This is a genomic window from Devosia sp. (assembly GCF_035944845.1).
In the GTDB taxonomy this organism is placed as follows: domain Bacteria; phylum Pseudomonadota; class Alphaproteobacteria; order Rhizobiales; family Devosiaceae; genus Devosia_A.
The window spans coordinates 21,332-32,857 of record NZ_DASZAW010000088.1; the positions used below are offsets into that span (position 1 = coordinate 21,332).

Here is an 11,526-nt window from a genome sequence, read left to right on the forward strand (position 1 = left end):
TTTGCCTTCTCCCCTTGCGGGAGAAGGTGCCCGAAGGGCGGATGAGGGGTCCGCAGAACGAAGTGTAGCGCGCTCCGAGGGCAGCGAGGGGCGATCCGGTACGCGGAGAGGTACCCCTCATCCGGCCTTCGGCCACCTTCTCCCGCAAGGGGAGAAGGCGATCGCCGAGCCGCCCGCGGCTTCCCAACCCGACTCGTTAACGAATTCTGAACGGACGCTCCAGCGCCGGTTCAGCCGCCAGGTGGCACGTATCCCCTACCCTAAGGAGATCGTGCCATGCCGCACATGATCGACTACCTCGACGCCATCATCATGATGCTTCCGGTCGTGCTCGCCGCGATCAGCCTGCCGCTGCTGGTGCGGCTGGTGCTCCGCTGAGCCCGGAGCGTTTCAACGAAACGCTCTAGCGTCCGAGACTGCTCAAAAACCCGCCCATCTCGGCGCGATAGCGTTCGGGATTTTCCTTGAACGACAGCAGGTGGTTGGCGCCGGTCTGCAGATAGCTCGTCGGCGCCGTGCGCGCCGCTACCAGCCGCTCGCTGATGGCGACCGGCACCAGGCTGTCGCCGGTGCCGTGGGCCAGGAACAGCGGCCCCGGGAACTTCGCCACCGCATCGAGACTCACCGCCTTGTTGAGGTGCACCCCGCGATAGGTATCGAAGACGAAGATGCCGGCCCTGGCCAGCGTGCGGGCCAGCGGGATCATCCGCGCGCCGAGCTTGTCGGCCACCACCTCGGTGAAATCCAGGGCCGGCGCATCGAGCGCCAGGGCCACGACTTTACCGGCCTGGCTCGAGTGCATCAGGAACTGCCCGGCAATGGCGCCGCCCATCGACTCCGCGACCAGGATGACGTTCGGCGCACCGCGGCCGAGCACCCAGCTCACCGCCGCATCGAGGTCGCGCCACTCGTCGACGCCGAAGCCGTAGATGGCATTGTCCGGCACGGGCGCGCCCTTGTCGTTACGGTAGGTGATCAGCAGCGTCGGGATGCCGGCCTCGTGGAGGATCGACAGCTGCCGGTAGCCGTTCTCGCGAATCCCGCCGATGCCGTGGACATAGACTGCCCATGGGCCGGCGAGGTTCGCGGCCGGCACCAACCAGGCCTCCGCCTCGCCCAGTTCGGTCTCGTAGCGCACGGTCTCGAACGGCAGCCCGAGCGCCGCCTGTGGGTCACCGCGATAGCCGAGCTCATAGGGGTCGGTCGGCGGGTTGGGGTTGTTGGCGCCGCTCCAGTCGACGCCGCCTGGGGTCAGCAGATGGTTCATCAGCATGGAGGTGCCCACACCGCCCGCAGCGATGAACAACACCACGACGATGACGATCCCGACGATGATGCGCCGCACCCACTTGTTCATCTGACGCCCTCAACCGGCCGGCAGCATCGCGTCCGGTTGCGGCGGTTGCAAGCCGCTTTGGCGTTGTTTCGCAGCAGCGGCGGGCCCATATTCGGGGCATGAGCAAGAAGCCCGATCCGTTCGCCATCGACCTGACGCCCGAACTGATTATCCGGGCCTACCAGGCGGGCATTTTCCCGATGGCGGAGGATGCGGGTTCGCCGGACCTGTTCTGGGTCAGCCCGCAAAAGCGCGGCGTGATCCCGCTCGACCGGTTTCATATCTCCAAAAGCCTCCGGAAGACGCTTCGCACTCACCCCTATGTGGTGAAGGTCGACACCGATTTCAGCGGTGTCATCGAAGGTTGCGCCACGGCGGGCGTCGATCGCGAGTCGACCTGGATCAACCCCGAGATCCGTCGCCTCTACGGCGCGCTGTTCGCACGCGGCATCGTCCACACCGTCGAGGTGTGGGAGGGGGCGGCGCTGGTTGGCGGGCTTTACGGGGTGTCGCTGGGCGCGGCGTTCTTCGGGGAATCGATGTTCCACCGGAAGACCGACTGCTCGAAGATCGCCATGGCGCACCTGCTGGAGCGGCTGGTGGCTGGCGGCTACCACCTGCTCGACACACAGTTCGTCACCGATCACCTGCGCACGTTCGGCGGCATCGAAATCCCGCGCGAGGACTATGAGGCTCGCCTCGCCGAGGCGCTGCAGCACCGGGGCGACTTCTTCGCATGCGACCACTAGAGCTGCCGCCCGGTTGGGCCAGTGGCGTCAAGCTCGTGCCGCAGACCATCGGCGTATCCGGGGCGTGGGTGTACCGGGCCGGCGAGGGGCATTTCATCAAGTCCGAACCGATCTCAGCGCTGGCCGAGTTGCCGGGCGAGATCGACCGGCTGCGCTGGCTGCACGGCACCGGGCTCCCCTGCCCTCAGGTGATCGACGTTGCCGAGCATGATGGCCGGCACTGGCTGCTGATGAGCGCAGTCCGGGGGCACGACCTGGCGTCCACGCCTGGGGTGACGTCCGAGGTAACGGCCGAGACCGCCATCCGGGTGGTCGCCGAGGCGCTGCGCCACCTGCACGGCATCGATCCCGCGAAATGCCCATTCGATCATCGCGCCGGCATCCGCGTCGCTGCTGCGTCGGCGCGCTACCATGCCGGGCTCTATGATGGCGACGACCCTGAGCAAGGCCCGGCGGACTATGCGCGGCTCATGGCCGGCGTGCCAAAAGCCGAGGACCTGGTGGTCACCCATGGCGACGCGTGCTTTCCCAACTTCATGGCCGAGGATGGGCACTTTACCGGCTTCATCGATTGCGGCCGGCTGGGCGTTGCCGACCGCTACCAGGACCTGGCGCTGGCCTGCCGCAGCCTCGATTGGAACTACGGAGCGGCGGCGATCCCGGCCTTCCTCGCGGCCTATGGCGTTACGGAGCCGGATCGGGCGAAGCTAGAGTGGTACACACTGCTGGATGAGTTTTTCTGAGCAGGTAGCGGCACTTGTCGACACGGGGCCGGTGGAGGGCGTTGCATGTCCCTCTGACTCCGGTGTCATCCCAGCGAACGCTGGGACCCATTTCTCCACTAGCGCGGGCTGCGAGTTGGGTCCCCTGCTTTCGCTGGGATGACAGCCGGTGGGTGGGGCGAAACCGAGCACAACAGCTGTGCCGGTGACGCCCAATCGCATGGTACCCTAATCCACCTGCGCCCCACCCGTAGCGTTGGCCACCGTCGCCGTCATCGACGCGGCGAGGTCCGACGCCAGCAGCACGGCGACGTCGGCGATCTGGGCTAGCGGGGTCAGCCGCCGCAGCGGGGTGCGTTCGCCAGCGCGGCGCTCGGCTTCCTCGAGGGTGATCCCCTCTTCTTTCGCATGCAGCAGGAACGCTTCGCGCACGCCCGGCGCATCGGGCGAGCCTGGTGAGCGGACGCAGACGCAACGCACCCCCGCGGGGCCGTTCTCGACCGCGAGGTGGCGGAGAAAATGCTCGATCGCCGCCTGCGACACGCCGAAGCCGCCCATGATGTCATAGGCCTCACGCGCCGCGTTGGCGGTGATGCCGACGATGACGCCGCCGCCATTGGCCGCCATATGCCGGGCATTGGCGGTGCCGGTCGAAAACCAGGTCTTCATCCCGGTCAACACCGGCGCGATGAACCGCTCGCGCGGCATGTCGATCAGCTTCTGGCCCTGGGTGTCGTCGAGGCTGACTGCGTTGAACATGATCTTCACGGGGCCGGCCGTGGCGGCGATCGCTTGGAGATGCGTCTCGACGGCTTCATGGTCGGTGGCATCGACCGGCGCCACCTCGACCCTTCCCCGGCTGCGGTTATCTCAGCTGCCACGGCCGTGAGCCGTTCGCGGTTGCGGGCAGCAAGGAACACCCGTGCGCCCTCGCGTGCATAGGCTTTGGCGACGGCCCCACCGACCGCGCCCGAGCCGCCGTAGACGATCGCCGTCCGATCGTTCAGCAGCACCGGTTCACTCCCTGATCTTGATGGCGACGGTGGTTTCCCACTTGTCCGGATCAGGCTCTTCCTCGGGGCTGTTGGGGTAGATTTCGAAGCGGGCGACAAAGTGCTCGCCATCGCTGCCGGTGGTGGCGTCCCACGCGATGCGCTTTTCCTTCGCCCAGCCGATCAGCACGGCATTGACGTCCATCAGGTTGTCGTAGTGGCCCCAATAGGTAGTCTGGGCATAGCGGCCAGCGGGCAGCGTGCCACCGACCAGTTGCCCGTCACTGACCACAAGAGCCGCCACGGGCACGCCGAACTCGATCTCGAGATCCGGCATGTTGACAATGTTGTACTTGAAGAATGCGGGCCCAACCGGTTGCAAGCCCTTGGCTTTCACCGCGGCGAACATCGCATCCATGGTGGCGCCGATCACCGCATCGAACGGAATGGTCACCCGCTTGCGGATGGCGACATAGGGTTGAGCCGTCCGCTCAACAATCGTTGGTAGGGTGAGCATTGTCGTCCTCCCGCTTGCGCTCCAGTGCCCGGCGCCTCGCCGCGACCATATCCTCGGCTACGCCATCGCTGCGCGGACGGCCCTTGGGGCGCCAGTCGTCGTCGATGAACTCAGCCACATAGCGGTCGAACACATCGAAGCCGCTCTTCCAGCCCCAGCCGTGCCCATCGCGCTCCTCAAGGGTGATGAACGGGGTCTGCCGGAAAAACATCCGGGTCTTGCCGTGCTCGTCGACGAAATCCATCGTCACCACGGTCTCGAAGCCGTCATACTCGTTGATGTAGGTGAAGCTCAGCCGGCTCGGCTCGACGATCTCGAGATACTCGCCACGGATCCAGTGGGCGTGGCCCGGCCCATTGCTCATGCAGCGCCGCCACTTGCCGCCGACGCGGAAGTCGATGTCGCAGCTGAGCAGCGCGTAGCCCTCCGGCCCGTGCCAGCGCACCATATGCTCGGGGTCTTTCCACAGGCGCCACACGAGCGCTCGCGGCGCGTCGAACAGCCGGTCGAACTCCAGCACCAGGGCTGCCTGTTCGGCCGTGACGCTATTGCTTCGGGCCATTGGGATTCCCCTTCTGCAGTTCGGCGAGGTAGGCGTCCATGCGCGCAAAGTTCTGGTCCCAGTGCCGGCGGTAGCGCTCGACCCAGTTCGCCAGCTCGGCCAGCGGCGCAGCATTGAGCTGCACCGGACGCCATTGCGCGTGCCGCGTGCGCGCCACGAGCCCGGCCTGCTCCAGCACCTTCAGATGGCGCGAAATGGCCGGCATCGAAATATCGAAGGGGGCCGTCAATTCGCTCACTGACGCCTCACCCTCGCTCAGCCGCTGCAAGATTGCCCGCCGCGTTGGGTCGGCGAGCGCGGAGAGAGTGAGGCTGAGAGCGTCGGCGGTCATATTTCGCACATGTGTTAAATAACACAGTTGTTAAATAGCTTCGCGAACGACGAGTCAAGCCGTTGGCTGACTCGCCACTGGCCGTCAGCCCTGCGAGGACATGGGACCTGGGGTCTGGCTCAGCCACCGGATCATTCCCGCGAAAGCGGGAACCTTTGTTTTTTGCGTGTTGCGCACCATCGCAAACGGAGGTCCCCGCTTTCGCGCGGATGACCCGGTGGTGGGACCGATAGGGTGGTGGCGAGGTCGCCCTCAATAGCTTTCACCGAATCCACGCAGCGGTGAAACGCTCCAGCCGACCCCGACGCTCACAATGCGCGAATCGTGCACAACTTCGGCGGCTTCGTGGCCTTGGATCGATGCGGATTTGGCCCGATCATCCCGGCAAGAGGAAACCGAACGCGAGCTTCGGTGCACGGGATTACGGACCATGCTGCAATTCGACCAGGAACAGGGCGGCGCCTACCAGGACGGACTCTACGACCCGGAAACGAGCGCAGCGCGGGTGGATATCGCCACCGCGCTGACCGCGGCATCGCGTGCGCATTATCGCGAGCATGGCTGGCTATCGGTCGAGGGCTTATTGCAGGCCGACGAGTTGGCTGCGGCAAAGGCCGCGATCGACGACCTGATCGAGGGCCGCGTGCTGGGGTTCTCTGGAGTGTCCTACGAAAAAGGATACAAGGAGATCATCGGGACGATGACGGCGGCCGAGCGCTACGACGCCGTCCGCAAGCTCTATGACTTCGTGCCCCATGAAAAGCGGCTGGCCGGCATCGCGCTGGGCGAGCGGATCGGAGCGATCGCCCGGCATCTGCTGGAACGCGACGTGCGGCTGTTCCAGGACATGGCATTGCTCAAGCCGCCGCGCGGCGGCCGCGAGAAGCCGTGGCACCAGGATCATGCGTTCTTCGACTATCCGCTCGGAACGCGCATCGTCGGGGTGTGGATCGCCGTCGACGAGGCCACCATTGCCAATGGCTGCATGCAGGTGCTCGACGGCGGGCACAAGCTGGGGCCGATCCACCACTTCCGGCGTCGCGACTGGCAGATCTGCGACACCGATATGGCCGGCCGGCGGAGCGTCGCCTTTCCGCTGCGGCCCGGCGACGGCATGTTCTTCGATGGCCTCCTGCCGCATGGCACGCCCTCGAACAACTCGGCGCAGCGGCGCCGGGCGCTGCAGTTCCACTACATGGACCAGGGCGCGCAGCCGAGCGCGGCGGCCGAGCGTCTCGCCCTGTTCGGTGGTGAAGGGGCTGGGGCAACCTGTTGAACCAAGCGGCTGCCAGCACCTTCGGTAAAGATGAGACGGGCGTCGAGCTGCGCGCCCCGGTGGGGCGCATGCGGTGCGACCCGGGTTGGTCTTTCGCCTCCGATCCGACCAAGCTCGACAATTATCGCATCTGGTTGATCTGGGCCGGCGAAGGCGAACTGGTGGCGCCCGGCGGCGAGCGGATCGCCCTGCTGCCCGGGGTGACCGTGGTGATGCGGCCCGATGGCGTCTACCGGGCCGCGCACAACTCCGCCAATCCGCTGGGCGTCACTTTTCTCAACTATGCCTATCGGGCGGAAGCGCCGCTGCCGCCGGTCTGGTGCTGGACGTCGGACTTCCTGTTCATCGACGCGGTGACCCGCAAGATCGTACAGTTGCACGCCGCCGAACTCGCAGGTCTCGCCGACAATGGCAGGCGCACCGCCATGCTGCTCAGGGCGGTGCTCGACGAGTTGCACGGCGCAGCGCTGCAGCTCGTACCGGGGGATGTTCCCAGCTCACGGCTCGACCGCGATGTGATCGAACTTGCCAACAAGGTGCTCGAAATGCCGGCCGAGCACGATGACATCTCGGAGCTCGCCGGGGCGGTGTTTCGCAGCCGCTCGCATTTCACCCGCACCTTTCGGCGCATCTACGGGGTGAGCCCGATCAGCTTCGTCAAATCGACCAAGCTGCTCAAGGCGCGCAACCTGCTGCAGACCACCTCGATGAGCATCGGGGAGATCTGCTCGATCCTGGGCTACTCGACCACCCAGTATTTCTCGCGCCAGTACAGATCCTACTTCGCGACGACGCCGGGCGAGGACCGGCGCCGCGCGCAACACGAGGCTCAAAAGAGTCAGGAGGAGACGATATGATCACACGTCGCAGGACGGTGCTTAAGGGCGCCCTCGCGCTACTGGGGGCGACGGCGCTGGCGCCGGTGGCACGGGCGCAGTCGGACGGTGTCCGCGCCATCTTCTGGGGCGGCCAGGCGCGCGCCGAGCGGACCTTTGCGGTGTTCGACCTGTTCCAGAACAAGCTCGGCACCGCGCCGGTGGTCGGCGAGTTCATGGGGTTCACCGACTACTGGCCGAAGGTTGCGACCCAGACCGCCGGCGGCAATGCACCCGACCTGATCCAGATGGACTATCGCTACATCGTCGAATATGCGCAGCGCGGCGCGCTGACGCCGCTCGACGATTATCTGGGCGGCGCGCTGGACCTCGCCGATTTCGATGCCGACCAGATCGAAGCCGGCAAGGTCGACGGCAAGTTCTATGGCGTGAGCATGGGCGCCGGCGGCTTCTGCCTGCAGGTCAATGCGAGCGCCTTCGAGCGGGCCGGCCTGCCGGTGCCGGGCCCCACGACGACCTATGCGGAGCTTTTAGGCATGGCCGGCGACTTCAATGCGGCCAATGCCGGGATGCGCATGCTGCAGGACGGCTCGGGTAACGAGCCGGCGCTCGAGAACTGGCTGAGGCAGCGCGGCAAGGCGCTCTATACCGCGGAGGGCGAGCTCGCCTTCGGGACGGAAGATGCGGCCGAGTGGTTCACGCTATGGGCGGACCTGCGCGGCAAACAGGCCTGCGTGACCGCCGAGGAGCAGGCGATTTCGACCGGTACCATCGATACCAGCATGCTGGTGACCGGACGCGCCGCCAGCGGCTTTACCGGGGTCAATGAACTCATCGCCTACCAGGCCCTGGTCAAGGATACGCTGGCGGTCACCAACATGCCGCTGGCGATGGCCGGCGGTAAAGGCGGGCAGTACCGCAAGCCGACGATGATGTGGACCCTGGCGCAGACCTCCAAGCTCAAGGACGAAGCGGTCGAGCTGATCAACTTCTTCGTGCGTGATCTCGAGGCGGCGAGCCTGCTCGGGCTGGAGCGCGGCATTCCGGCTTCGGCGGCGTCGCGCGAGCATATTGCGGGTAGCGTCACCGACCTCGAACGGCAGACCCTCGATTTCTTCGCCAACCTGGGCGACCTGCTCGGGCCGATCCCGCCGTCGCCGCCGTCTGCGGCGGGCGAGATCAGCCAGTCGCTGCTGGGCACGCTGAGCCAGGAAGTCGCCTTCGGCGCCAAATCGCCCGAGGACGCCGCGGCGCAGCTGGTGAACGGGGCACAGGATATCCTCGCCCGGGCGGGATGACTCGGCCGGCCGGTTCCTCTCCCGGGCCGGCCGGTCCTTTTCTGGGGGTGAGGTTCCCGCCGGCACCACCCCGGTGACGCGGCCAGGGCCCAACCTGAGCGAAAGCTCATGTGCGTTTGGTCCTGGCCCCTCTCCCGCCCACCGGGTCATTCCCGCGAAAGCAGGGGCCTCTGTTTTCTCGCCTGCGGCACTATCTCAAACGGAGGTCCCCGCTTTCGCGGGGATGACACCGAGCTTGGGGCACTTTCTGATGGCAAGCTCTCGGATTGGACACTCCGTGGCTTAGCGAATGGGGCGCAGGCCGGGACGCATCCTGAGCTGTGGCTCTGGCGCAAGTCCCTCACCGTCTCAGGATGGGCCCCGGCCTCCGCCGGGGTGACACCGTGGGTGGGGGAACATCCGTGACAGGCCCAAGGCCCCGGCCGGATTGCTTCGCGATGCTTACTTCCCCAACCGGAACGCTACTTCGGTTTGCCATTTCTGCGGGTCGGGCTCGTCGGCCGGGTCGGTGATGTAGATCTCCAGCAGTGCCGCGTCGTACTCGCCCGGTGCATCTTCCGGCATCGGATGCGGGATGCCTTGCTTCTCCAGCCATTCGCCGAGCGCCACGTTGGCCTGGTAGAGCCCCTCATAGGGTCCGGTGTGGATCAGCGTCGCAAAGCGGCCGGCCGGGATGGTGCCGGTCCTGACCTTCGAATCGCCGCTGAGCAGTGTTGCAGTAGGGAAACCCACCTCCATCACCATCGCCCCGTCCTCAGGCATTTCGAGGTAGCTGAAGAACGGCGCGCCTATGGGGGCGGCGCCCCGAGCGGCGAGCCAGCCGGCGACCTCGCCGACCAGCGGCGGCGCCTTCGATGGGATTTCGCCGCGATCGAGGCTGATGCGGATCGCCGCGAACGGCTGGTCCGGGCGGGTTACGATCTCGGGGGTACTGAGCATTTGTGGCTCCTCTCGTTGGGGTGGGAGGAGCTAAGCGCAGGAGGCCGGCGCCTGACTTGATCTTGGTTGCGGTGGGCGTTGATAGAGGTGACGGCGCGGCGCAGCCCTCCGGGCACAAGGGATCAGCGCACCACCGGCGTCATTCCCGCGCAGGCGGGAACCTAGTGGGATGCTGCAGCGCTGGTGGAGCTTGAGAAATCGCACTGAGTCCCCGCCTGCGCGGGGATGACGCCGGTGGGAAGGTGAGGATTTGCAGCGAGGCGTGCCGGGCGAGCAGTGATCTGCCGAAGCCCCTCAGGATGGGCCCCGGCTTTCGCCGGGGTGACACCGTGGGGGAGGCATCCACGTGCCCTGCGGCTAGCTCAGCCCCCAGCAGCGGTATCCGCCGATGGCGGCGGGACATCCGAGCTCTGCTTACAGTCGAGCAGCCAGATATCGTAGACGGCGTGGTCGATGGCGTTGAGCGCCGGGCTGTCGGCGAACATCCAGCCGGTAAAGATCCGGTCGATCGAGCCCTTGAGGCTCACCTGGTCGACCTCGACGAACACGCTGGTGCGCTGCGTCTCGGTGGGCGGCCTTGTGTAGCAGGCGCGTGGCGTGATCTGCAGCGCGCCGAACTGCACCGTCTCATCGATATAGACATCGAAGGTGGTGATGCGCCCGGTGATCTTGTCGAGCCCGGAGAACTGGGCGACCGGATTGGCGATCGTCTCGGCCAGCACAGGGCTCGCCAGCGCAAAGCTGACGAAAATGGCGGCAACTGCCTTGCGGACCATCTGCATGGGCTGGACGATAGTCGGGCTTATTCGGGCGACCAGGCGTCGTAGTCGCCGGTGACGCGCGGGCGTTCGCCCTTGTTCAACAGGCTGCCATCCGGGCGGTAGGCCGCGGCGGTGCCGGTGAGGTTGGGCTGGTGCGGCTGCTGCCAGGGACGCGCCGTGTATTCCTCAGCGGTCGGCGGAGTGTTGGTGCGGTAGTGCATCCAGCCATACCAACCGGGCGGGATGGTGGTGGGCTCGGCATAGCCGCCGGCATAGACCACCATGCGGCGCTCGTAGCCGTTGGGGCCGGGCTTGGAGCCTGGCTTCGAGCGGTAATAGCGGTTGCCGGTCTCGTCTTCGCCGACGAACTCGCCCTGCGTCGCGATCCAGAGGCGCGTGCCCCAGGTGTTGCCCCGCCACCAGGCCAGTATCTCGATCAGGAAGTCCTTCATGCCGCCGTTCGCCATACCGTCTGAACCCGTCTCGGAATCCGTTCGCGCGCCAAATCGCGCGTCATTTCTGCCCGTGGCTCTAACATGCCCTAGGACACACGCCTAGCATAAAGGCGGCGACCGCCCTGCCCTCTACCTATGGTGTGCCGACCGACAATCAGGCGCTGTGTATGGTCGCCGATTTGTGACGGAAATAATGCGCTTGACAGGATTCGCACCGAAATCCGCCTGCTGCTTAGCCCCATCGCTTCATCTTCGCGCGTCGCTCAAAGATGGCGAAAGAGTGGCCGCTTTCTCGGGGTTTAGCACCGATTTTGGCAGCGATCCGTGAGGCCGAGGTACTGAAAATTGACCTTCCGAACTGCCGAATCGAGCTTGGAACTTTTCCCCGTAATCCACATATGAGATACTGGATTTAGCCGTCGGACACGGGCAATGCCACTAGCTGTTGTATGTTGTGATCATGCCTCGGCATTGACCGACTCGAAGCATCGGACGCATCCTTTGGAGGTTGCGCCGGGCGTGTTCAGACGGCACGACGGACGACCGGGACCACACGGCGACAGCAGTTCGTCGAGGGTCCCAAACGGGGCTCCTGGGTCGCTTTTCGCGGCCAGTTAGACAGCGTCATACAAAGAGGCAGAAGCCGTCCTTGGCGGCTCGCGGGCTTTCCTGTCCGCTTTATTGGGGAATATATAGACAAATGCGCATCGAACGCCGGTTCACGAAAGCCAACGACAGCGCCTATGCGGGGA

General features: G+C 65.7%; 12 protein-coding genes and 1 pseudogene. 5 read left to right on the forward strand and 8 right to left on the reverse strand.

Annotated elements, in window-relative coordinates:
• Positions 1 to 403: 403 nt before the first annotated feature.
• Positions 404 to 1,357 (reverse strand): alpha/beta hydrolase, encoded by a 954-nt coding sequence (locus VGV07_RS17785; protein ID WP_326870066.1) that lies wholly within the window; start codon positions 1,355 to 1,357, stop codon positions 404 to 406.
• Between the two features lie 98 nt (positions 1,358 to 1,455).
• On the opposite strand from VGV07_RS17785, the gene aat reads away from it, so the two are divergent.
• Together aat and VGV07_RS17795 are read left to right on the forward strand one after the other, a co-directional pair.
• Positions 1,456 to 2,085: a leucyl/phenylalanyl-tRNA--protein transferase gene (gene aat / locus VGV07_RS17790; RefSeq protein ID WP_326870067.1), complete on the forward strand. Its 630-nt coding sequence runs from the start codon at positions 1,456 to 1,458 to the stop codon at positions 2,083 to 2,085.
• Positions 2,073 to 2,828, forward strand: a complete 756-nt coding sequence (locus tag VGV07_RS17795; RefSeq protein WP_326870068.1) for an APH(3') family aminoglycoside O-phosphotransferase — start codon at positions 2,073 to 2,075, stop codon at positions 2,826 to 2,828. Before aat ends, VGV07_RS17795 begins: the two co-directional genes overlap by 13 nt.
• 207 nt (positions 2,829 to 3,035) lie before the next feature.
• Here VGV07_RS17795 and VGV07_RS17800 read toward each other — a convergent pair.
• The 4 genes and pseudogenes from VGV07_RS17800 to VGV07_RS17820 form a co-directional block, all read right to left on the reverse strand.
• A pseudogene (locus VGV07_RS17800) lies at positions 3,036 to 3,931 on the reverse strand (SDR family NAD(P)-dependent oxidoreductase).
• Positions 3,825 to 4,316 (reverse strand): GyrI-like domain-containing protein, encoded by a 492-nt coding sequence (locus VGV07_RS17810; protein WP_326870071.1) that lies wholly within the window; start codon positions 4,314 to 4,316, stop codon positions 3,825 to 3,827. Before VGV07_RS17810 ends, VGV07_RS17800 begins: the two are co-directional and overlap by 107 nt.
• Positions 4,291 to 4,878 (reverse strand): SRPBCC domain-containing protein, encoded by a 588-nt coding sequence (locus VGV07_RS17815; RefSeq protein WP_326870072.1) that lies wholly within the window; start codon positions 4,876 to 4,878, stop codon positions 4,291 to 4,293. Before VGV07_RS17815 ends, VGV07_RS17810 begins: the two co-directional genes overlap by 26 nt.
• The gene (locus tag VGV07_RS17820; protein WP_326870073.1) at positions 4,862 to 5,209 is read right to left on the reverse strand and encodes a metalloregulator ArsR/SmtB family transcription factor; all 348 of its coding nucleotides are present in this window, start codon (positions 5,207 to 5,209) and stop codon (positions 4,862 to 4,864) included. The genes VGV07_RS17815 and VGV07_RS17820 overlap by 17 nt, the downstream gene beginning before the upstream one ends.
• Positions 5,210 to 5,639: 430 nt before the next feature.
• Here VGV07_RS17820 and VGV07_RS17825 point away from each other — a divergent pair, with 430 nt between their 5' ends.
• Genes VGV07_RS17825 through VGV07_RS17835 form a run of 3 tightly spaced genes read left to right on the forward strand, consistent with a single transcriptional unit; the run spans position 5,640 to position 8,619 of the window.
• On the forward strand, positions 5,640 to 6,485 hold the full coding sequence (locus tag VGV07_RS17825; protein ID WP_326870074.1) for a phytanoyl-CoA dioxygenase family protein: 846 nt from the start codon (positions 5,640 to 5,642) through the stop codon (positions 6,483 to 6,485).
• Entirely contained in the window at positions 6,482 to 7,342 is an 861-nt protein-coding gene (locus VGV07_RS17830; RefSeq protein WP_326870075.1) for an AraC family transcriptional regulator, read from the forward strand. Before VGV07_RS17825 ends, VGV07_RS17830 begins: the two co-directional genes overlap by 4 nt.
• Complete coding sequence (locus VGV07_RS17835) at positions 7,339 to 8,619, forward strand: ABC transporter substrate-binding protein (RefSeq protein ID WP_326870076.1); 1,281 nt, start codon at positions 7,339 to 7,341, stop codon at positions 8,617 to 8,619. The genes VGV07_RS17830 and VGV07_RS17835 overlap by 4 nt, the downstream gene beginning before the upstream one ends.
• Positions 8,620 to 9,060: 441 nt before the next feature.
• Here the strand turns inward: VGV07_RS17835 and VGV07_RS17840 are convergent, their stop codons facing one another.
• The 3 genes from VGV07_RS17840 to VGV07_RS17850 form a co-directional block, all read right to left on the reverse strand.
• Positions 9,061 to 9,558, reverse strand: coding sequence for a GyrI-like domain-containing protein (locus VGV07_RS17840; RefSeq protein WP_326870077.1), 498 nt, complete (start codon positions 9,556 to 9,558; stop codon positions 9,061 to 9,063).
• 362 nt (positions 9,559 to 9,920) lie between these two features.
• A complete protein-coding gene (locus VGV07_RS17845) occupies positions 9,921 to 10,340 on the reverse strand; it encodes a DUF2155 domain-containing protein (RefSeq protein ID WP_414649973.1) in 420 nt (139 codons plus the stop codon).
• Positions 10,341 to 10,360: 20 nt separating this feature from the next.
• Positions 10,361 to 10,771: an NADH:ubiquinone oxidoreductase subunit NDUFA12 gene (locus tag VGV07_RS17850; RefSeq protein WP_326870078.1), complete on the reverse strand. Its 411-nt coding sequence runs from the start codon at positions 10,769 to 10,771 to the stop codon at positions 10,361 to 10,363.
• Between the last annotated feature and the right edge of the window lie 755 nt (positions 10,772 to 11,526).

Excerpts from the sequence above, each read along its gene's own strand:
- VGV07_RS17840 (WP_326870077.1), bottom strand. The coding sequence starts at position 9,558 with ATGCTCAGTACCCCCGAGATCGTAACCCGCCCGGACCAGCCGTTCGCG.
- VGV07_RS17825 (WP_326870074.1), top strand. The coding sequence starts at position 5,640 with ATGCTGCAATTCGACCAGGAACAGGGCGGCGCCTACCAGGACGGACTC.
- VGV07_RS17795 (WP_326870068.1), top strand. The coding sequence starts at position 2,073 with ATGCGACCACTAGAGCTGCCGCCCGGTTGGGCCAGTGGCGTCAAGCTC.
- VGV07_RS17845 (WP_414649973.1), bottom strand. The coding sequence starts at position 10,340 with ATGCAGATGGTCCGCAAGGCAGTTGCCGCCATTTTCGTCAGCTTTGCG.
- VGV07_RS17835 (WP_326870076.1), top strand. The coding sequence starts at position 7,339 with ATGATCACACGTCGCAGGACGGTGCTTAAGGGCGCCCTCGCGCTACTG.
- VGV07_RS17815 (WP_326870072.1), bottom strand. The coding sequence starts at position 4,878 with ATGGCCCGAAGCAATAGCGTCACGGCCGAACAGGCAGCCCTGGTGCTG.
- aat (WP_326870067.1), top strand. The coding sequence starts at position 1,456 with ATGAGCAAGAAGCCCGATCCGTTCGCCATCGACCTGACGCCCGAACTG.
- VGV07_RS17810 (WP_326870071.1), bottom strand. The coding sequence starts at position 4,316 with ATGCTCACCCTACCAACGATTGTTGAGCGGACGGCTCAACCCTATGTC.
- VGV07_RS17785 (WP_326870066.1), bottom strand. The coding sequence starts at position 1,357 with ATGAACAAGTGGGTGCGGCGCATCATCGTCGGGATCGTCATCGTCGTG.
- VGV07_RS17850 (WP_326870078.1), bottom strand. The coding sequence starts at position 10,771 with ATGAAGGACTTCCTGATCGAGATACTGGCCTGGTGGCGGGGCAACACC.
- VGV07_RS17820 (WP_326870073.1), bottom strand. The coding sequence starts at position 5,209 with ATGACCGCCGACGCTCTCAGCCTCACTCTCTCCGCGCTCGCCGACCCA.